Source organism: Mesorhizobium amorphae (assembly GCF_014843845.1).
GTDB lineage: Bacteria > Pseudomonadota > Alphaproteobacteria > Rhizobiales > Rhizobiaceae > Mesorhizobium > Mesorhizobium amorphae_A.
The window spans coordinates 1-19,205 of record NZ_JHQS01000038.1; the positions used below are offsets into that span (position 1 = coordinate 1).

Sequence of the window (19,205 nt, forward strand, 5' to 3'; positions counted from 1 at the left end):
CGACCATGGCCAGGGCGATGCCGAACAGAACCGAGAAGAACAGGACCTGCAGGATGTCGCCTTGCGCGAAGGCACCGACGATCGTTGACGGGATGATGTTCATCAGGAAGCCGGTGAGGGACTGCTCGTGAGCCTTTGCGGCATAGCTATTCACGGCCTGGACGTCGAGCGAGGCCGGATCGATGTTGAGGCCGGCGCCAGGCTGAACGACATTGGCGACGACAAGGCCCACGATCAGTGCCAGCGTCGAGAAGGTGAGGAAATAGACCATCGCCTTGCCGGCAACTCGGCCAACCTTCTGGAGATCGTTCATGCCGGCGATGCCGGTCGCAATTGTCAGGAAGATGACAGGCGCGATGATCATCTTGACAAGCTTGATGAAGGCATCACCCAGCGGCTTCACGCTCTCGCCGAGTTCAGGATAGAAATGGCCGAGTGCGACGCCGAGCGCGATGGCGGCAAGCACCTGCACGTAGGGCTTGGCGTAGAAGGCCTTGCGAGGCGCGGGACTCGCGCTGCGGATAGGCCGGTTCAACATACTTGTCTCCGTGAGCGGATTGAGGTGGGTTCCTCCCTTCCCGGGCTTCTCCCATCGCGGCGCTGCGATCGAACGCTGCACCAATACCGCCGCAAGCTCCGTGCCAAAAAAGCGGCGGCGCGAGAAACGCGCCGGACCTCACGCTGTGCTTGTGCGGATTTCTGCACTCGCCGCTGGCGCGTGCCCTTCATCGGAAGAGGGCCGGCGGTCTGGTTATTGGACGCCGCTGTTGGCGTTACACACAGCCTGGCTGCGGCTGGAAGTCCGTCGACGGCAACCTCTTAGTTGGCTGGGAACGGCATCTAGATGGTCGACATCGTGCTTTGGCTATGCCCGAGTTCGTATTCCCGGCCGGCTGATTGTGCCGAGTGATCGAACTCAAACGCGGTCGGCAAGCGATTGCCGCTGCGGCTCCCGTACAGTCTGGCGCTCCGCAAAATGGAGGAAGTCGACCGGCCGTTGCTACATAGGCTCCAAGTTGCGCTCCTGGCGCGATCGTTGTGCTCCCCGCTCCGCTCGGATCAGCTGCGCCGGATGCGCGCCGTCGTTCGCGGCGTATTCGCGCGACAGCTTGCGCGTAACCACGCTGCGTCAGTCGCGTGATTGCGGCGATAGCCATCAAGCCTCATCAGGCTGGCATTATATGTTTCATCTTTTCCCGCCTGGCTGATTGGGACGGGCCTGGTCAGACGAGAGTCAACGATTCCAGGTCAGATGGGAAATCGGTCAGCTTTCGGTAGCCGTCCGCCGTGATCAAAACGGTGTCGGAATGGCGGTAGCCACCTTGGCCGCGAAAGTAGATGCCCGGTTCGACACTGATCACCATGTTCTCTTGCTGGATGTCGTCGCTTCCCTCGGCAACCCAGGGTCCTTCGTGCCCGCCCATGCCGATACCGTGGCCGGTCCGATGCAGCAGGTTCCCTCCGAATCCTTCGGAACGTAGGAAGGACATGACCTTGTGATCGACTTCATGGGCGCTAACGCCGGGCCGAAGTATGTCGTAGGCGATGTTGCAGGCCGCGAGCATCATAGCGAAGACAGCGGCTTGATCGGCCGAGGGGCGGTGCAGGAAGAAGGTGCGCTCGGTCTCCGCCGAATAGCCGTTCGCCCGAAGAAACGACAAGCCGATATTGGGACCTTCGCCAAATATGTCCGTCGGTTCCGGAAAGCGATGCGGCTGGGCGCTGAAGGGTGCCGCCCAGACGCCGAGCCAGATCGAGCTGGTGTACTGGTCGAATTTTCCCTCGCCTTCGACGATGGCCTCGCGAAGCTCCGGGATCCGGTCATAGCCGCCCTGAATGGAGGCGCCGATCCGCGCCGCATCCAATATCATCCGCAGGCCGAGATCAGAGAAGTGCGCAGCCCGTTCGATCCGACTGATCTCGTAGGGCGACTTGACCAGTCGCAAGCGCTCCACCAGCGGCTCGACCATCGGCGAAAAATGATCGAGCGATTGCAGGAGTGCCGCAGGCATGGAAGGCTCCACTGCGATCACATCATGCCCCCCAATCACCTCTGCAAGCGCATCGAGACAGGTTTCGCCCTCGCGCGCCGGGTACTCGGCGTATTCCAAGGTGCGATGCTCCAACGGGATCGTGGCGATGTTCCCGGCCTCGAGCCGGGGCGTCACAAAGACGAGATCGCCCTCGGGTCGGACAACAAGGAAAAACGGGCGTTCGAATGGCTGATAGCGGAAACCGGTGAGATAAAAGACGCTGTCTGTGGAGGTTATCGACGCAGCATCAAACTCCTTGTGTTCGATTAAGCGCCTTAATTTATTGAGCCGCAGTTTGTACTCGTCCAACATCCCTGTCTCCATACAAGCTGTCTCCTCATCGTAGAATCACCGGCACTCGTCCGCCGAATACGACATCGAAATTCATTGCACTCGCGCCAGCACATTTCGAAGAAGCCGAGGCAGGAAGTCGTTGTGACGTAGGCGGCATCCACGCTCTCAGCCGGTGCCTAGTCACCTCCGTCGGCAACCCGCTCTGCGGCGAGGTCTCACAAAGCGCCGGCGTGAGGACGACGCTTCATACCGCGCGCCCGTTCGTCTCGCGAACGATGGAACCGTACAAGATGCTGAAGGAGGTGCCTTGATGTGGATCAAGGCATCTCCTCTGGTCACACCGAAGACAGGAATCAGCTTCAAGGCTCACGAAGCATGCGTTCTGCTTTGGTTCTTGGCCCTTGCTCCCATCTGCAAGCTTCACTAAACGACCGGCATAAACGGCTCAGGGGTCGGAGCGGCCGAAGCTGCTATTTTTGACCGCGGCGGTCCTGCTCAAGGGGCATTGATCGCCCTGCCCGGAAACCAGCTCATGTCGATCGCGCCGGGATTGTGCCAACAGAGGTTCGCCGTTGATTGAGAGCCTCCAACAGGGAGCCAGGCCGGCGCCAATGAACGAGCTCCGCGGCTCCGAGCACGGCCTCGGCTAGGGAGAGGCGCGGCAGGGCGGCATTGCCGAGGAGAGCCACACCATAAACAACAAAGCCAGGTGTTCCTTCGGCAGTATTGACGTTGAATGCGAGTCTGCCGCCTCGGAAAGAAATCGAGATATAGAGCGCCCAGGCTTGGGCGGCCGAGGATTTGGGCGGCGATAAAGACTCGTGTGTTCCCCGATCGAGAAGGATCCCGTACCAAGAAATCTGATAGAGAATCACGCCGTCGGACATGTCGCCTGGCTCACGGCCGAAGCAGTACCCCGACGATATCGATCAACGACGACTCGCCGGTCTTAATACGCGCCCGTGACAATGCTCAGGCCGCTGTCGTGCAAACGGGTTGGGAGTTGCGCTGACCGTCGGGCCATACACGACAGTCTGGAAGGGTGCGCCAGCGTCCAATCGCCCCAAATCAGCCAACGCGGCCCTGACCGGATGGTTGCCGAACAGACGCAAGGCGTCGCGCTGATCTTCATATGATCTGATGATCTGGGCATCGCCTTTGAGATCGCGTCTGAAATGCGAGAGAGCGCTTCAGCGATTTTCTTGAACGCCTCATCACGCTCGTACATGGGCAGGTAGACAAGCTCGATGTTGACGGAGAGCCGCGGCAGATCGCGAATAAAGGGATTGATGGCGGTCCCGCCTTTGAGGGCGAAGCACGTTTCCGCCGCAACGAGCGGCAAGACACGCGTCAGGAGTCGGACTTGTTTGTAGTAAGGGCTGGTTGTGGCCACATCTCCTCCGGAACCGTTATGCGATATTTTGGATCAAGTCGGCCGCCTCTGACGAGCACTCTGTGGCGCTCAGCCATCCAATAGAACAGCCTGCGCAATTTGACGTTCGTGCATTTGCGCAAGAGCTGCTCCATGCGCTTTGGCGAGAGCGTGGTCATACCCTGGAGAAGCTGGTCGGCGTGCTCGAACGAGATGGCGCCGGGCACGTCCATGAGAACTTCGAGATAAGCCCGCTCGGGCGACGACATCGTGAAAGGCCGAGCGCTTGCCCGTTGACCCGGTATGCCGCCATCCACGAAAGACCTCTCATTTGTGTCGTACTTGCGGTTGACTAGACCGCACCCGCCCAGCGAGGAAAGCGTCGTCAACCGCAGCTACTGCTGGACACTTCGAGCGACCATCTCCGAGAAGCCTGTTCAGCGGCGCAATATACAGGGTCGACTACTTCGGCCGCGCGCGGGAAACTACCGTGCGGGGCGGCAGTTAGTTTCGATTGGGCGTGGATTGAAGGAGATCCGCGGCGAGGCGGTCGATCCCGCACCGCTTGAACGTCTGCGTCGCGTGGGCGGCGGTCGCAAACCGCTGACGGCCACCGACGACGTTGGTGGATGATCTGCGGGGATTGCTGGACCCGGTCACCCGCGGTGATCCAATGGCGCCGCTGTTGTGGACGGCCAAGAGTCTGCCAAGCTCGCACTCGGCCTGCAGGATCTTGGGCACAGCATCTCTGCCAACTCGGTGGCGGAGCTTCTTCGAGGCCTTGGCTTAGTCTTCAGGCCAATCGCAAAACGAAGGAAGGGACGAACCATCCCGACCGGGACGCATCCGGCGGCTCTCCGTCGACTATCTTCAGACGACAGGTCTGTCGTTTCCGCGGGTCTGACTGGAAGCCCGGCCGCTGTCACGATCATGAAGGCTGGTTGTGCGCAGCGTCAGGTTTCTGGGCAGACTGGAAATGCTGCTCAGATCGATCAATTCGGTTGAGCAACGCAGACGTTCAACTCGTCGGACTGAATGTCAGAAACTCGCTATTTGCCAGAGGCACCTTGCCGCTATGCCTGTCGCCTGCGGGTGACGTTGAACTGAAATAGTGCCGTCTTCCCAGCAGCTCGCTTATGCTATTATTGCCAAGGGCCTCGAGAGCGGGCGGCAAAAGTCCCCTCGCATCGATCAGTTCCGCTGCCGATTGCAGTGCCGCCGCAATATGCGGCGTGGCGATACGCATGGCTGTGGGCCGAGGCGCCCTGGCTCTGAAAGTCCCCTGCCCTGTTGCGGCCGCATCGCGATTCCCATATAGTCAAGATAGTCATAATGGTCAAGGAGGCCAAATATGCTATCTATACCCAAAGAGGAGACCAACTGGACCGTCGCTCGGGCCAAGGCGCGGCTCTCGGAAGTCATCGAGCGTGCGCAGGCCGCGCCGCAAACGATCACGCGGAACGGCAAGCCAAGCGTAGTTGTCGTCTCGGCAGAAGAGTGGCAACGTAAGACAGCGCGCAAAGGCACGCTTGCCCAGTTCCTACTGGAGTCGCCGCTGCGCGGCGCCGACTTGGACCTTGAGCGCCTACGCGACGAACCGCGAGATTTGTCGCTGTGAGGCTTCTACTTGACACCAATGTTCTGTCGGAGGTGACCAGGCCTGCCCCAAATGCGCGCGTGCTGGAATGGCTGGACGGGCTCGATGAGGATCGCTCGTTTATTAGCGTCGTGTCGATGGCCGAGATCCGGCGCGGCGTTGCCCTCATGGACGAGGGTAGGAAACGGGACGCACTGGCCGAATGGCTCGCCCGGGACCTGCCGCAGCGCTTCGAGCAGAGGGTTCTCTCCGTGGACGAACCTGTTGCCCTAGCCTGGGGCGACCTGATGGGCCTCGCGAAGCGGCGTGGCCGCGGCCTTTCGTCGATGGACGGCATGATCGCAGCGACCGCGATTGCCCAGGAACTCACCCTGGCAACGCGCAATACGAAGGATTTCGAGGGTTTTGGAATTGAGCTCTTTGATCCGTGGGTCGGATGAACCGCTCGGCGCCGCATATAAGGCCGTGGAAGCGACCGGCGAAAAGGAAGGATTGGTTTGCTCTCATACCGATTGCTGAAAAATCACGCCGGCATTCTCCTGACCGGCAACTACGCGTCCTTGCGGTGGCTGCATACGGTCGTGCATGATCTCAAAGAGCGATCGCCAGCGATGTCACGTTATCTGCATTTGAACGCAATGAGACTTTAACGCTGATCCCAGCTGGCTGCCGTCACAGTCTTCCATTCCGCCATGGCCAGCAGGCGACGAATGTGTGTGGCGGGAGCAGAGCGGTTTGAGCGAGGCGGATCGAGCCGAGCGGCACGAGGTCGATGATCAATTGACCGAACCTGGGGATAGCCTCCCTGTTCGGATGCTGGAAACAGAACCGCCGCCGGCAGTCTGGCGACGGGATCGTTCGGAAGAGAAATGAAACGGAGGATCAACCCTCTTCGCAGTTAAGTTTTGATCCGGATCCCGCAGAGTCCTTTCTTCCCCTAAGCTGGCGCCACGACTACCAGCAGGCCGCAGACGAGCGCCGATGTAGACGGCACAGCGCTGCCTGTCCTCAATGAATCCGTTCTCCGAACGGGACGATAGTCGCGTGCCGGGCGACGCTCCCTACTCGTTTTATCTGACGGAAAGCTGATGGCTGAAAACGATCGTACCGATCAACTGGTGTAGCTGGCACGATCGGTCACCGTGATTTTCGGGGTGAACGTCCTCCTTCCTATGCCGTATGCCACGTGATTTCCGTCACGAAGACTGCTCACGCGTTGCGCGAGCTCGCCCGGCGAGCTGCCGTTCAGGCTCTTCCCCGCGAGCCACACCCGGGAGGGCCTGCTGGTGGAAATGTTTTGAGGCTTGGGCCAAGAGCGCCGTCGGCAAAAGCCGCAGAAAACCCATTCTCCTCACGGCTTCCAGCCGCTGGCGACAGCGACCAGATCGTCGGGGCGACCGCGCAACTCCTCGCGAACGTCTTCGATCAGGAGATCGATGCTGCAGTTCTTGCCAATGGGGGCGAGCGTTTCGCGGCTGACCGGCTCGCCAGCAGCGAAAGCCATGGAAAGTTACCTTGCGCCGCGACTTTCCCGCCGCACCGCCACGCGCGAGATTGGCCGCCCGCAAGACCTGGTGCAGATATTTTCGGCGGCGGTGGCGCTAGCTGGCGCCATGGCGACGCCTACGGTTGCACTCATTGTCGGATATTCGACGATGTCGGACATGAGACACAGCGCTATCAGCGCCATAGCATTGTTCTGAAACGATTTTCCATTTGGCACGGCACATGCAGAGCTATCCGCAAACGCGCTGCGGCACGCACTGAGGAGGAAATCATCCAATGATCACGTTCGCCGAACATGCGCTCGCCGCCGCGCAAACTGAACTTTCCCGAGCCGACGGACGACTTTGTGCCTGTTTTCCAGTCGACATCACTCTTCAGGTTATCCATGCATGACCGCATTCGATTTCCGCCCAACGCTGAATGCCCCTGATGATGACCCCTATCTTTGGCTCGAAGATGTAGAAGGCGAACGGGCACTTGACTGGGCCGCCAGCCAGTCGGCCAGGACTCTAGAGCACTTCGGTGGAACGCAGTTCGAGCGCGACCACAACACCCTGACAGCGATTTTCGACCGTCCTGACAAGATTCCCCTGATCACGCGCCGTGGTCAGTACCTCTACAATTTCTGGCGAGATGCGGGAAATCCGCGCGGACTGTGGCGCCGGACCACCCTTGCCGCTTACATGAAGGCGGATCCCCAATGGGAGCTACTGCTCGATCTGGACGCCCTCGCCGCTAGCGACGAAGAGGACTGGATCTGGGGCGGCGCGTACCTCGAGCCGGAGAAACGGGAAAGAGCCGTTCTGCGCCTGTCACGCGGCGGCAGCGATGGGGTCGTACATCGCGAATTCGATCTGGGGTCTCTGAGCTTTGTCGCCGACGGTTTCAATCTCCCAGAGGCCAAGGGCGGCATTAGTTGGCTCGACCCTGACACGCTTCTGCTTTCAAGTGCGCTTGGTGATGGCATGGCCACCCGCTCCGGCTACGCGCGCACCGTACGGCTGTGGAAGCGTGGCGCGGATCCGCTCACCGCGCCGGCAATCTTCGAGACCGGCTCCGAATCCCTCGGCGTGTCTGGCTATCTGGACCGCACCGCCGAGAGCGAGCGCCTTTGGTTCATCGAAAAGCCGGCCTTCTTCGGGGTGATAGGCCGGATCGGCGACAGGAGCGGGCCGAAGATGAAGATCGATCTTCCTCGGGACGCTCGGTGGGACAGCTTCGGCGACTGGCTGGCGGTAAAGCCGCGCAAGCCCTGGACGGTGGGAGGGACGACCCATGCCGCAGACGCGCTGATCGGCATCTCGCTTTCCTCCTTCATCGCCGGCGGGCGCGGTTTTGTCACCGTCTTTGAACCAGGCGACAGGCGCGCCCTGCAGTCATTCTTCTGGAATAACGGAAAGCTCATTATCTCGTACCTCGTCAACCTCGTTCCGCGTTTCGAGATGTTCACGCCCGAACGCCAGGAATGGACGCGCCGAGCGCTGGACGCCGTGCCCGCCGAAGGGACTGTTCACCTGTCGTCGCTCGATGCGGGGCATCACGAGACGAATGGAGAGGTCCTCATTTCGGCTCAGGACCCGATCACACCGCCGCAGCTTCTCCTATTCGACCTCAATGTCCCGCCCCCCCTCGGCGCTCCAGTAATCCTGAAGCGCAACCCCGAGACTTTCGACGCATCCGGGCTGGTGGTCACGCGGCACGAGGCAGTCTCGACCGACGGTGAGATGATCCCCTATACGCAGGTCGGCCCGGCGAACGGAAACGGGGATGCCCCGGTTCACCTCACCGCCTATGGCGGGTTCGGCATATCGCTGCTGCCCTACTACAATTCCTCAATCGGCAAGCTGTGGCTCGAACGCGGCGGCACGTGCGTAGTGGCAAACATCCGGGGCGGCGGCGAGTTCGGCACCCGTTGGCACGAGGCCGGGCGCAGGGAGGGCAAGCGCCTCACCCACTACGATTTCGCCGCCGTTGCCGCCGACCTGGTGCGAAGGGGCATTACGCGGTCGAGACGGATTGCCGCCGAGGGCGGCTCAAATGGCGGCCTGCTGATCGCCAATATGCTTACCCGCTTTTCGGCGCGCTGTTCTGCACAGTTCCGCTTGTCGACATGCGCCGCTACACCAAGCTTTTGGCGCAGCCGGGATTGACGAATATGGCGATCCCGACAAGCCGGACGATTGGACTTTCCTCAACGAAATCTTCGCCTATCACGCCGCGATGCCGGGACAGCCCTATCCGCCGATCCTGCTCGCCACCACGAAGCGGGACGACCGCGTCCATCCGGGCCACGCGCGTAAGATGGCCGCAAAGCTGCAGGCTCTGGGCTATCCCGCTTACTTCTACGAGCCCGGCGCAGGCGGGCACGGCTACGGCAAGGACAATCGGGAGCGGGCAGCATTCATTGCCCTTGGCACCAATTTCCTTGGCAGTGCGATCGGCTAGCAAACCGATGGCGTTCGATAGGTAGGCGCAACCAGACACAGGCATCGTTTCAAATAAAGTGAGCACAGGTCGATGATTGCGGGAACGCGCAAATACCGCCTCAGGCAAGAGGAGCGTTAGCATCCGTAATCTCAAGTAAGTCTAGCAGTATTCGTAATAGTACGATGCATCATTTCTGAAGGTAAAGGAGAGAATATCATGGCGAGAAAGCGAATGGGCGTGGCGCGGGGAGTAACAGCGGCCGTCGTCTTCATCGTGGTGGGACAGCAGGCCGTCGGGGCGGACCTTGTGCAAGCCGCAAGCGTCCCGCAGGCAGGAGCCCCGGTCACCGAAGCGCCAAGCCCTTGGCAGATCCGCCTGCGTGGGTTGGGGGTCATCACTAAGGATTCGGGCTACGTCAATGCGGTGCCCGGCTCCGATCTTTCCTATTCGGACACCGTGATCCCGGAACTCGATATCTCGTATTTCTTCACGGACAACATCGCCGCGGAACTCATACTCGGCACCACCTATGCCAACATCGACGGCCAAGGAACGATCGGCGGGCTGGGCAAGGTCGGCAAGGTTTGGCTGCTGCCGCCCACGCTCACATTGCAGTATCATTTTACCCATTTCGGCGCTTTCAAGCCCTATGTCGGCGCCGGCGTTAACTACACGGTCTTCTATAACCAGAATACCGGCAGTGCCGATGCTCTCAAGGTTAAGAACACGTTTGGCACCGCGCTGCAGGTCGGGTTCGACTACATGGTGGACCAGCACTGGGGCGTCAACTTCGACGTGAAGAAGCTTTTCCTGAAGCCAGACTTCGACGTCACCGTGGCCGGCGCGAAGCTGACGGGGAAGGCCGCTCTCGATCCGTGGTTGATAGGGGCAGGTGTCACCTACCGCTTCTGACAGCGAAGGCGACGGCGGCTTGGCTGACAGCCGACCTGAAAATGAAGGGCGCCTCGTGCGCCCTTTTTACCGCCGGCGCTGCACGGGCGACACTTGAAGAAGCCGTTGTCGAGAGGGCGGCCGCCTTCTTCCAGCGAACCAAGAAGGGGACCCCTTGTCAACGCGGCCTCGACTAACGCCTGAAATGGAAGTGCTTAGACGCGCTTGGATCGGGATGGCTTTTGATACTGTGGAATGCTGGCCAGACTCTTTGCCGGCATCAGTCTCCCCGACGTCATGTCTGAGCTTATGCGCCTGCAAAGGGCGAGCACGGAGCTCCTCGACGCCGACAAGATGCCTTGTTCAGCCATGCTGCGACGACAGCTGGCTGTTCTTTTGCTGCAGTAGCGGTGGCTGGCGCCCCGGAAGCATTCCTCGGCAGCCCAACGCCGGCCTTTGCCCTGCCCCATTGTTTGACCCATGGCACGGTGCCGCGCTCCAGCTCGGCAATGATGCGGTCTGTGATCTCCTGATAGAGGCTGGCGCCCGAGCGCCCAGCCTTGCCTGCCTCTCCGCTGGCGGTACGCTTCTGTCTTGCATGCATCGTTTGTCCTCTGCTCGCCAATCGCGGCATTCCCCGGAGGCGGGGTGGGCGGTGACTCGCGACCGGAAGGGCCCGTCGTCTAAGTCGGACCGCATCCGAAGGACCGGAACGAAGAGAAGGACCCGAAGCGAGAGCGGAGGGTTGCGGGATGCCGCGGCGGGTCTAGAAGGGAGGGCCGCCCACCTTGCGCCGCCGGGAAAGGCCCAACAGGAGAAGAATGGCGCGGGTTAGACGACCCGCGCCAGGGGGCGAAGCCGAATGGCCGAGACCGCCTGCGCTTACCGAAGAAACGGGCTCGGTTCACGAGCACCTGGCGCGCGCCGTGAGGCGCGCGGGCGCCCGCTACGTCCGCAGGCTGGACAGAATCTCGCACGGATCAGCGTCAAGCACCACAGTTACGTCGAGAAACTCAATGATATCGAGACGCCGCTCTCCACCCTCGTACTTGGCCACGAAGGATTGCGGCCGACCAAGCTTCTCAGCCACCTGCGCCTGGGTCAGGCCTTTGGCCTTGCGCAGCGATATTAGCTGGGCCAGAAACCGCTGGTGGCGGGGTGATCGAAGAGATTTGGGCATGTAGGCGAACCGGTCAGGTAAAGACCGGCTCAGCGACTAATCCCGGTTTCGGATTATCCCATTTTGGGATATTCTGCGATGCATCCAGTGCTCAACAGGCGAGGTTCACAGCAGACATGAATCGATTAACGGGAACAGATGGGACTCAAAGCTCAACGCTTCGCGACGAAGTCCCCTGGTCCGAAAGCCTCACGCCGTACGACAAAGAGCATTTCACGATCTATATGCGGCTACTGGACGCATCCGCTGACGACGCCAGCGAAGAGGAAATGGCGCATCTGATCCTCGGCATTGATCCGGCAAAGGAACCGGAGCGCGCCCGAAAGGCTCTCCGCAGTCATCTCGACCGTGTGAACTGGATTGTGACCACGGGCTACAAGGAATTGTTCGGCAACTGACGAATTGCGCAGTGTGCGCTTTTCAAAACGAACTCCCTGCACCCGCCATTCATGAGCGCCGCGGCGAGTGGCGCGGTGGACGGATGCGGCCATGCAGATGGTCGCGGGATTTTTCAGTCGACCTGGACCCGCGGTTTGCTGATCAGCGCTTCGGCAAGTTTCCCGGAGCGAAGCCTCCGCAGGCGAACCGTCGCCTGGAAGACGAAGCGCAGATGGCGGCCACCCGCTTCCGGCTGAAAACAGGGTCTTTGGCGGGCGTCCGTCCGCACTGAGACTGCTGAGACATGCGAGTGCCATAGGCGGTGTTTCAACTGCCCAGTGGGGCAGATTGCGTCGATGTGGAGCGGGACGGACAGCAAAAAGCCAGCGCCCGCACGACAGGCTGGACGTCCTAGTCAGTACGTATGGGCGTTCGGCTTGAACACCAGCATACCGCGGCATCACGCCTGAAAGAGTTTGCGACGAACGTCCCAACACGCCAAGTTGACGCGCTGCACAATGATATTCGAGCAATTTCCGGCATTCCAGCCATGCGGCCGCAAGTTCTGCCGGAATGCGGATTGCGCAGCCAGAACTCCCAGGCCCAGTCTCACCGGGCCAGATGGGCGGTGTAGTTATATGACTCTTCATCCCACCAATCCGGCTTGTCGGCTGCATTCCCAATTCATGAGCTAAGCCCGCACACAGAGCACGGAGGCGTCGGTCAGGTCGTTGGCCACGCCGAAAATTTCGGCGGCGGCCGATCGGCCGTTTGACCTGGTGGTCTGGTGTTACCCGGGTTCTCGCACCTGGCGCTTCACGCCTATATCGAACCCTTTCGCATCGCCAACACGGTATCGAGGCTGCCGCTGTTCCGGTGGCGAATCGCGGGGCTCGACGCTCTGCCAATCGAGGGGCGGCGGATATGAGATTGATTCCTTTGACGCGCAGAAGCCGCATTATTTTTATTTCGACTCGATGGCCGCGTGATGCCCCTATTGCGCTGATGTTGGCAGGTGCGTTCATTAGAATCCGTGCGTGGCCACCGGCTCACCGAACATGCCGGGTTCCGGTTTGATGCCGAGGCCTGGCAACTGCGGTACGGCGATGTGACCCTTTTCGATGACGATCGGATTCTTCGCGTCGAAATGTCATTCAACATATTCCTGCGCGATCCAGACGCCTTCCATGCGGCGCGGTTCGACGGTCGCCGCAAGTTGGACGCACGCCGCCGCGATGATGTCGCCACCCCATGCGTCATCACAGCTGTGCGGTAACGAGCGGATGGCGCAAAGGTCGCGCCTTGTCGCCATTTTGGTGAGGCCGCCGGGTGACCTTGAAGCCGAAGCCATCTGCTATGCCGAGGGAGATCGCCCGGAGCACTGCATTCTGATCTTCGGTATTCCCATCCGGATAGATCGGATGCGTGACCCTGCCCTTCAGAGTTGCGACCTCATCCATAGTGTTGCAGGGCTGCTCGAAAACAAGGGGATTGCCTGGCATAGCCGATCGAGATGAATGGCGGCAGCAACCGTGAGGCCCCTGTTACCGTCTACCGCGATGCGCGACCTGTACCCGACCACCTTCCAGACCTTATGGACGGTCGCCGCATCCTCTTCGAGATCCTTTCCCGAGATCTTCACCTGAAGCCGCAGATACCCCACCTTCACCTTCTCGGCGGCAATCCGAGCCGTCTCCTCTGGCGGGTCGACGATAAGCGAATAGTAGGCCGGAACACGGTCCGTCAGCGCCCCGCCCAGCAGTGTCGAGACCGGCACTCCCAGCCGCTGGCCGAGAACATCAAGGAATGCTATGTCGTACCCGCCTTGGCATAGCCATGCCCGTTCCAGCGCTCGTCCATGCGTTTGGCGAGAGGCCTGATCGAAGCAATCTCAGAATCGATGAGGCCAGGTGCGATTTCGGCAATTGCCGCGCGTGCGCCGAGTACATGATGCGGCTGATAAACCGGCCCGATCGGGCAGTCAGCCCGTCATCGGTCACAACCTCGACAAGGGTGCTGTCAGGCACGTCGACGTCGTCGCTTGCCATTCGATAGGTGCCGCCTCTGACAGGCATCTGGATCCTATAGACGTTGATCTGATCAATGCGCATGAGGATGCTCAGTATTCCTCGTTGAGCGCGTCGACGGCGGGGATTTCCCGCGAGCGACGGGTCAATATAAGCGCGCAATTCCTCGTCCTTCGCGACGTCGAGCTTAGGTTCTTCATATTCGGCCAGAAGGCGGGGCGCATGAAGCGGACCGTGGGCAATCCTGGTCCAACTCGTCCCAGCCGGCGAAGTCGGGTTGATCCATTCGACGTGCAGGAATGGCAGTTCGGACAAGCACCGGGCGGTCGCATTGCGGTGCACCCCGGGCGAAACCGGGACCAACAAGAGGTCCGCTCTCTCTCCTTAGCCCATGAGCCGAAGCCATAGCTTAACCTCAGCGCGGTCATAGTCGCTCGAACTTTCGGAAATCACATGGTCACTCTAATTCATCGTACTGTGTTCCAAAGCGCGGCATGCGGGGCATCAGCCAGATCGACGCGAACGCGTCGGTAAAGGCAATTGTGACATCCGGGAACGACCGCCGAGTTTAATGGTCGTGACGGCATCGGACGCCTTGGAAAAAATGCCTGCTAGCTCGGTGTAGAGGTCTTTGCCAGCGCTGGTAAGCACCACGCCTGTTCCTGGCCTCACAAACAGCGGAACACCAAGCTCATCCTCAATGACTTTGATCTGCCGACTGATCTCTGCCGATGTCACGTTCAGCTCGGAAGCTGCAAGCTCGAGCGAAAGATGGCGTGCCGATGCCTCGAATACCTCGAGGGCAGTGAGGACAGTGAGGGACAGTAGATCATAATGGCGATGGGCCATTGAACACTCCAATCAGATCGGCAGGCGCGAACCGAACGACCGGATATCCACGTCGTCCTCTGGCCATAAAGGACTGCCGCCAGTCTACACGCGGCAAGTCGAGAGACTGATCAGTTACCACCGGGCTCCGTGACGGGAGTGCGGCCGTCCGCCGTGATCCCCGCAAGTTGTGTGCCGGTTGGCGCCCCGTTGTGAGTTGCACCACTCGTCCGTACTGAAAGGCCGACCCCCCGACCGTTTCGTCGGGTTCCGACATTCTTGTCCAGCTTCAGACAACAGGTTTGTGAATGGAGATGCGCAGTATCGTTCGCGTTGACGAGGTGTATCCGGCCGTTGGGCGAGAAGTCCTGATAGAGGCCCAGGCGTCTGACCGAACTGCAACACAGTTCGACGAAGCGGCGATGATCACGCGTTCGGCGCAGATGCTCCGGACACGGATCCTTTACGGTCGCTTGGGCCCGAAACTCTAACCGTTGTCGATGACCGCGCTGCCGTCGCCGCTGTGCTGACAGTATTGCCCTGCCCAAGGCGATTTCCAAATTCGCCTGCAGGCTGCTTCGGAAGCCCTATTTGCGGACTGGCCCGCCGAGGAATTTCGAATCATTGTAGCTCTCCGCAATGAAGCGCGGCAGGCGTGTCACGTGGGTAAGTGGCTGTCCGCCCTCATCACGCTTTGGCCAAGTGAGCGTAACTTGCTGCGAAACGGTCGAATTTATGCTCGCCGCACGTTACCGGCTTATAGCGAAGCGGGTTGCTGTTTGTGATGCATGAGGCCAATGGCTCTATGATCGCGTTGAAATCAGCATCGATAAAGAAAGGGATTGAGTATCGCTCGCGGCCCGAGGTGTTCACCACGCGATGCAAGTTCGCCAAGTACACATCGTTGGTGAGGCGCTGAATTAGGTCACCAATATTGATTATGAAAGTGCCGTGGATCGGCGTGCCCGCTACCCAATCGCCATCTCGGTTCAAGACCTGAAGACCACCCACGTCGTCCTGAGCGAGGATAGTCAGAAGGCCGTAATCCGTGTGGGCGCCAATCCCAAGAATGTCTTCGGTGATATAACCAGTCTGCGGCGGGTAATGAATTAGGCGCTGAATACTGATCGGGTCGCGCATGAGGTTCTCGAAATAGTTTTCCCGCAGGTCCAGACTGAGCGCGATGCCCTTCAAGAGTCTTGTGGCGAGGCCCACCATCTTTTGAAGGTAACCGTATGTGAGTGCCCGAAACTCGGGCAAGCTTGAGGGCCACTGGTTGGGGCCAAAAAACGGACCTTCCAGTGTCGAACGTTCAGGGCCGATGTCAAAGCACTCCTTGAGGTCTTTCGTCTTACCCGGATCTGTGTTCTCCCCGAACGGCTCGATATATCCGCGCAGCGCCATATCGGATTTGCTAATATGCAATGACGTCTTCTGCGCCCAGGGCAGGTCAAAGAATCGACGGCCCACGTCGAACATTGAATCAATACAGTCCTGCGGAATCCCGTGGTTCTTCACATACATGAATCCGGTGTTCGACAACGCCCAACGTATCTCCTTGGCCACCCACTGCTTCTTCGTGCCATCGAGAAGCGGCGCTATATCAACCACAGGAATCTTGTCAAAGCTTTCGCGTTTCGCCCGCAGCTTGTCGTCCAGTCTGACTACGAGATCTTTATGCATGAGTACACCTTCGTTTGCGCAAGGATTTGGGCATTTTCATATTTGACAGGTAGCTGGGAGCTTCGCGAAGCTGGATAGCTGGTGCGATCTTTCTTTCTTGGTGTCAGCTCAACAATGTAGAAGAACCCAAACTCCTGCAGGGCATGCGTAGGCGCTCGCGCTTGTTGCCCCTTGCATCGGCTCCGAGTTTCGCCAGCGAGATTTGCGGTTGCATGCTCATAGCCCCGTTCCTCTGGTGCACTGGCCCTTTCGGGCACCTGGAAAACGCAGTAGTGCGCCTCCTCCTCGGCAACGTATCTGCCGTCGGTTAACGCTGTGCCAGCACAAGGATGCTCGCATCCTGCAGACGCCGCACCTCGTCTTAAGGATGCGGTTTCTGCATAGCTCTTGCGGGTGCTTGCGACGACGAATCCGTTCGGGAGCGTGACGCGAGCCAGTTCGCGCAGTGCATCCGGTCGGACATGCCCGAGCGTGAAGACGCCGCGGCAGACCGCGATGTCATAGCTCACGCTGGAGAGTGGCCCGCTAAGGTCGACATCGCCTCGGACATGGCGGTAGACGCGGGTTTGGCGTGCCCTTTCGGCCATTTCCTCGGAGAGATCGAACCCATCGATCAGCCGGAAGTCGAGGCGTTCCAGTTGTACGCCAACGAGGCCTGTTCCGCAGCCTGCGTCCACGATTCCGATGGCTGCCCGCTGCCTGGCCAAATACACCGTCTGCGCGGCGCCCGGCGGTTCCGCCACGATCATCGGCCCGCAGTAGCCGTCGCGGCCCACATCCAAATCGCAGGAACTGCCTATTCGCGATAGAAGTGGGCCACGCGACCGGCGTTGCCGTTGAGGGCGGGAATCCTTGATGCGCTTGGGTGCGGCTTGTTTCAGTGCCGTCTGCTGATCGGAAGTGTTCATGCTGTTCCTGTATATAGGCGGAGATGATCATCGGCGGCGCGTCCGTCCGGCACCTGCTGCCCACTCGCAAACGACGCATCAAAACTCGTGCCAATTGGCCGAACGAGGCACAGAAAATAGCTTTTGGTGATTGTTTTCAGTTATTTGGGCTGGAAAATAACAATTTGGGTAAATAAGCTTGTATCGCGGCGCCCGACAAAGCTGACAGAATGGCGTGGGCGATCAGCCTGACGGGCGACTGTCAGCAGCCGAAAGGCTGCCTCGAAGCCAAATGGCCGAGACCGTCTGAGCTTACCGAAGAAAGGCCGGTTCGGTTGACGCGCACCGGCGCGCCCTAAGGCGCGCGGGCGCCTGCTACGATTGGAGCGTCAAATGAGAGGGGGCGCTTTGGTTCATCGAGCAACCGGTCTACTTCGAAAAATTAGTCCGCGTTGGCGATAGAAGCGGGCCGAAGGTTGAGATCCGCCTGCCTAAGGACGCTCGGTGGGACAGCTTCGGCGACTGGCTGGCGGTAAAGATGAGCAGCCGGCGGCAGCCGTCAGACGCGCAGCAAACGAGCGGCTTCAAGGAATTGTTCGCCAGCTGACGAATTGCGCAGCGCTTCGTTGCGTTCAAATACAAGGGACTCACTTCGCGCGCCATTTCATCGCGCGTGGCCGCGCCGGCGCGGGCGATGCCGGTTAGAATGGTATGCCTACATTGGGTAAACACGTTCCTCTTGCAATCTGCGCATGGCCAACCAAGTGAATACGTGATCCCTGACCATATCAAAGCGAATGTCATAGTGTTCGTCCGCAGGTAATTCTGGGCACAGAGCTTGAGTTAGATGCAGTCGTAGGCGCCCATTTGCAGGAATGGTGCGTAGTTCGGCACAGTCAAATCCAAAAAAACGCCGGGTCAACGGGTAGAGCACTTTAAAAAGTGTTTCCTTGGCGGAAAAAAGCAGCGTCGCCAGCCAATCTGGAGGGAGAGCCGTCTGTCGAGCGATTAAGGCACGTTCATCTTTGTTCGCGGTCATGCGCAGGATCGATTCCAGCGCATGACCACTGGCCAGCGCCTCGACATCCACACCCGCTTGCCAGCTTCCATCGGCAATGGCGAAACATGCGCAATGACCTCGCGCGTGGGTTATTGAACCTGCGGAATATCGAGGCCACAGTGGAGCGCGGTCGGGACCGATAGGAATCTGGGGGACGGGTTGGCCCAGCGCGAGCAATGCTGCGCGCGCGATCGCTCTACCGGCCAGAAACTCGGCACGGCGTATGGGTAACGCTGTGGACAGGCTGTCAGGGCAGGCTAATGCGAGTTCGTGAAATAAGTTCTCCGTGTATCTTTCGAAATCGAACCGGCCATGCACTAAGACCGCGTCCGGGTAGCCAGTATCATGCAAGGTTACATTGTTAAGAAATCCGCGCGAGCGGGCTGAGAGGATAATGAGGTGCGTGGCGGCTCGGGTGCTCATTCCGGAACCTGGGGGGCACCGCAGCCATAGGGCGCAGCCTGGAAGTGATCGGCCCAATTGTCATCGAGTAGTAATTTGCGACAGGAGCACACGGGCCGTTTTGCCGCCAGCCCGACATTATAGATAAGGATCGTGATCACTAGCTCCAGCATGAAGCCGAGAATGGTTTTAGACTGAAACTGCGATCGACTGACTGAGAGAGCAACCAACAAATCGGGTCCATTCTTCAAGATAGCTCGAAGGTTCATGATGATCTCGTCGCGGATTGGGGGACTGGCTCGGTAGCCCACCGCCGCGAACTGGGCCGCAATCGAGCCTTTGCCGGCCAATTTTTGACCGTGATCGTCAATCTCCAGAGAGCAGCAATGGTGCTCAAAATTGAAACTGCACGGGCCGTGACTGTCTTAACCGTTGCCGGCCACAGGGCCGGATTGCTGTCCCTCAATCAGACATACTGTTCGGTCCGCGTATCCGGTGTCGGATCGATGAGATCCAGCAGTCGCATGCGATCATTCCGCCGCCTAGCTCCTCCGCCAAAGCGAGCCGGCCCGATGTGTTTAACATCTTCCATTTATGGTCGGGCGTCCTCGACGATACGTCCCACGGCGGACCGATCGCC

Annotated in this window: 19 protein-coding genes and 4 pseudogenes; 6 read left to right on the forward strand and 17 right to left on the reverse strand. The window is 59.7% G+C overall.

Translation table 11 applies throughout. The features are described from left to right. From DH08_RS16580 to DH08_RS37145, 5 genes are all read right to left on the reverse strand, one after another. On the reverse strand, positions 1 to 538 hold a 538-nt coding region (locus tag DH08_RS16580), incomplete at its 3' end, for a cation:dicarboxylate symporter family transporter (protein WP_192180329.1). 685 nt (positions 539 to 1,223) lie between these two features. After that, complete coding sequence (locus DH08_RS16585) at positions 1,224 to 2,345, reverse strand: M24 family metallopeptidase (RefSeq protein ID WP_192180330.1); 1,122 nt, start codon at positions 2,343 to 2,345, stop codon at positions 1,224 to 1,226. 512 nt (positions 2,346 to 2,857) lie between these two features. Next, the gene (locus DH08_RS16590; RefSeq protein ID WP_192180331.1) at positions 2,858 to 3,214 is read right to left on the reverse strand and encodes a hypothetical protein; all 357 of its coding nucleotides are present in this window, start codon (positions 3,212 to 3,214) and stop codon (positions 2,858 to 2,860) included. 62 nt (positions 3,215 to 3,276) lie between these two features. Next, a complete protein-coding gene (locus DH08_RS37425) occupies positions 3,277 to 3,720 on the reverse strand; it encodes a nucleotidyl transferase AbiEii/AbiGii toxin family protein (RefSeq protein WP_428338473.1) in 444 nt (147 codons plus the stop codon). Beyond that, complete coding sequence (locus DH08_RS37145) at positions 3,678 to 3,968, reverse strand: type IV toxin-antitoxin system AbiEi family antitoxin domain-containing protein (RefSeq protein ID WP_192180332.1); 291 nt, start codon at positions 3,966 to 3,968, stop codon at positions 3,678 to 3,680. Before DH08_RS37145 ends, DH08_RS37425 begins: the two co-directional genes overlap by 43 nt. 241 nt (positions 3,969 to 4,209) lie before the next feature. Between DH08_RS37145 and DH08_RS16605 the strand changes: the two are divergent. From DH08_RS16605 to DH08_RS16615, 3 genes and pseudogenes are all read left to right on the forward strand, one after another. After that, positions 4,210 to 4,544, forward strand: a pseudogene (locus DH08_RS16605) (ISAzo13-like element transposase-related protein); the annotation flags it as partial. Positions 4,545 to 5,050: 506 nt separating this feature from the next. Next, the gene (locus DH08_RS16610) at positions 5,051 to 5,317 is read left to right on the forward strand and encodes a type II toxin-antitoxin system Phd/YefM family antitoxin (RefSeq protein ID WP_192180333.1); all 267 of its coding nucleotides are present in this window, start codon (positions 5,051 to 5,053) and stop codon (positions 5,315 to 5,317) included. Continuing rightward, positions 5,314 to 5,736 (forward strand): PIN domain-containing protein, encoded by a 423-nt coding sequence (locus DH08_RS16615; RefSeq protein ID WP_192180334.1) that lies wholly within the window; start codon positions 5,314 to 5,316, stop codon positions 5,734 to 5,736. Before DH08_RS16610 ends, DH08_RS16615 begins: the two co-directional genes overlap by 4 nt. Before the next feature lie 917 nt (positions 5,737 to 6,653). Here DH08_RS16615 and DH08_RS16620 read toward each other — a convergent pair. Both DH08_RS16620 and DH08_RS16630 read right to left on the reverse strand, forming a co-directional pair. Next, positions 6,654 to 6,800, reverse strand: a pseudogene (locus DH08_RS16620) (SMC-Scp complex subunit ScpB); the annotation flags it as partial. Positions 6,801 to 6,976: 176 nt separating this feature from the next. Next, positions 6,977 to 7,189 (reverse strand): hypothetical protein, encoded by a 213-nt coding sequence (locus tag DH08_RS16630; protein WP_192180346.1) that lies wholly within the window; start codon positions 7,187 to 7,189, stop codon positions 6,977 to 6,979. A 2-nt stretch (positions 7,190 to 7,191) separates the two neighbouring features. Here DH08_RS16630 and DH08_RS16635 point away from each other — a divergent pair. Both DH08_RS16635 and DH08_RS16640 read left to right on the forward strand, forming a co-directional pair. Continuing rightward, positions 7,192 to 9,247, forward strand: a pseudogene (locus tag DH08_RS16635) (prolyl oligopeptidase family serine peptidase). A gap of 198 nt (positions 9,248 to 9,445) precedes the next feature. After that, positions 9,446 to 10,141 carry an OmpW/AlkL family protein gene (locus DH08_RS16640; protein WP_192180336.1) on the forward strand — a complete coding sequence of 232 codons (696 nt, stop codon included), beginning with the start codon at positions 9,446 to 9,448 and terminating at the stop codon, positions 10,139 to 10,141. Between the two features lie 403 nt (positions 10,142 to 10,544). Here DH08_RS16640 and DH08_RS36340 read toward each other — a convergent pair. Together DH08_RS36340 and DH08_RS16650 are read right to left on the reverse strand one after the other, a co-directional pair. Further along, positions 10,545 to 10,724: pseudogene (locus tag DH08_RS36340) on the reverse strand (ArdC-like ssDNA-binding domain-containing protein); the annotation flags it as partial. A 342-nt stretch (positions 10,725 to 11,066) separates the two neighbouring features. After that, positions 11,067 to 11,300: a helix-turn-helix domain-containing protein gene (locus DH08_RS16650; RefSeq protein WP_192180338.1), complete on the reverse strand. Its 234-nt coding sequence runs from the start codon at positions 11,298 to 11,300 to the stop codon at positions 11,067 to 11,069. A gap of 116 nt (positions 11,301 to 11,416) precedes the next feature. Here DH08_RS16650 and DH08_RS16655 point away from each other — a divergent pair, with 116 nt between their 5' ends. After that, positions 11,417 to 11,698: a hypothetical protein gene (locus DH08_RS16655; RefSeq protein WP_192180339.1), complete on the forward strand. Its 282-nt coding sequence runs from the start codon at positions 11,417 to 11,419 to the stop codon at positions 11,696 to 11,698. A gap of 1,130 nt (positions 11,699 to 12,828) precedes the next feature. Here DH08_RS16655 and DH08_RS36345 read toward each other — a convergent pair. The 8 genes from DH08_RS36345 to DH08_RS16685 all read right to left on the reverse strand — a co-directional run bounded on the left by DH08_RS36345 (position 12,829) and on the right by DH08_RS16685 (position 18,915). Beyond that, complete coding sequence (locus DH08_RS36345; protein ID WP_246800888.1) at positions 12,829 to 12,990, reverse strand: hypothetical protein; 162 nt, start codon at positions 12,988 to 12,990, stop codon at positions 12,829 to 12,831. A gap of 126 nt (positions 12,991 to 13,116) precedes the next feature. Next, positions 13,117 to 13,455, reverse strand: a complete 339-nt coding sequence (locus tag DH08_RS37150; RefSeq protein WP_345892404.1) for an enolase C-terminal domain-like protein — start codon at positions 13,453 to 13,455, stop codon at positions 13,117 to 13,119. Positions 13,456 to 13,477: 22 nt separating this feature from the next. Next, positions 13,478 to 14,020, reverse strand: coding sequence for a trimethylamine methyltransferase family protein (locus tag DH08_RS36355; RefSeq protein ID WP_246800889.1), 543 nt, complete (start codon positions 14,018 to 14,020; stop codon positions 13,478 to 13,480). Between the two features lie 189 nt (positions 14,021 to 14,209). After that, positions 14,210 to 14,554, reverse strand: coding sequence for a LysR family transcriptional regulator (locus DH08_RS16665; protein ID WP_192180340.1), 345 nt, complete (start codon positions 14,552 to 14,554; stop codon positions 14,210 to 14,212). A gap of 666 nt (positions 14,555 to 15,220) precedes the next feature. Beyond that, on the reverse strand, positions 15,221 to 16,216 hold the full coding sequence (locus DH08_RS16670) for an isopenicillin N synthase family dioxygenase (RefSeq protein WP_192180341.1): 996 nt from the start codon (positions 16,214 to 16,216) through the stop codon (positions 15,221 to 15,223). Then, positions 16,198 to 17,124 (reverse strand): class I SAM-dependent DNA methyltransferase, encoded by a 927-nt coding sequence (locus DH08_RS16675; protein ID WP_246800890.1) that lies wholly within the window; start codon positions 17,122 to 17,124, stop codon positions 16,198 to 16,200. The genes DH08_RS16670 and DH08_RS16675 overlap by 19 nt, the downstream gene beginning before the upstream one ends. A 694-nt stretch (positions 17,125 to 17,818) precedes the next feature. Beyond that, entirely contained in the window at positions 17,819 to 18,586 is a 768-nt protein-coding gene (locus DH08_RS16680) for a 4'-phosphopantetheinyl transferase family protein (protein ID WP_192180342.1), read from the reverse strand. Continuing rightward, the gene (locus DH08_RS16685) at positions 18,583 to 18,915 is read right to left on the reverse strand and encodes a hypothetical protein (protein ID WP_192180343.1); all 333 of its coding nucleotides are present in this window, start codon (positions 18,913 to 18,915) and stop codon (positions 18,583 to 18,585) included. The genes DH08_RS16680 and DH08_RS16685 overlap by 4 nt, the downstream gene beginning before the upstream one ends. Between the last annotated feature and the right edge of the window lie 290 nt (positions 18,916 to 19,205).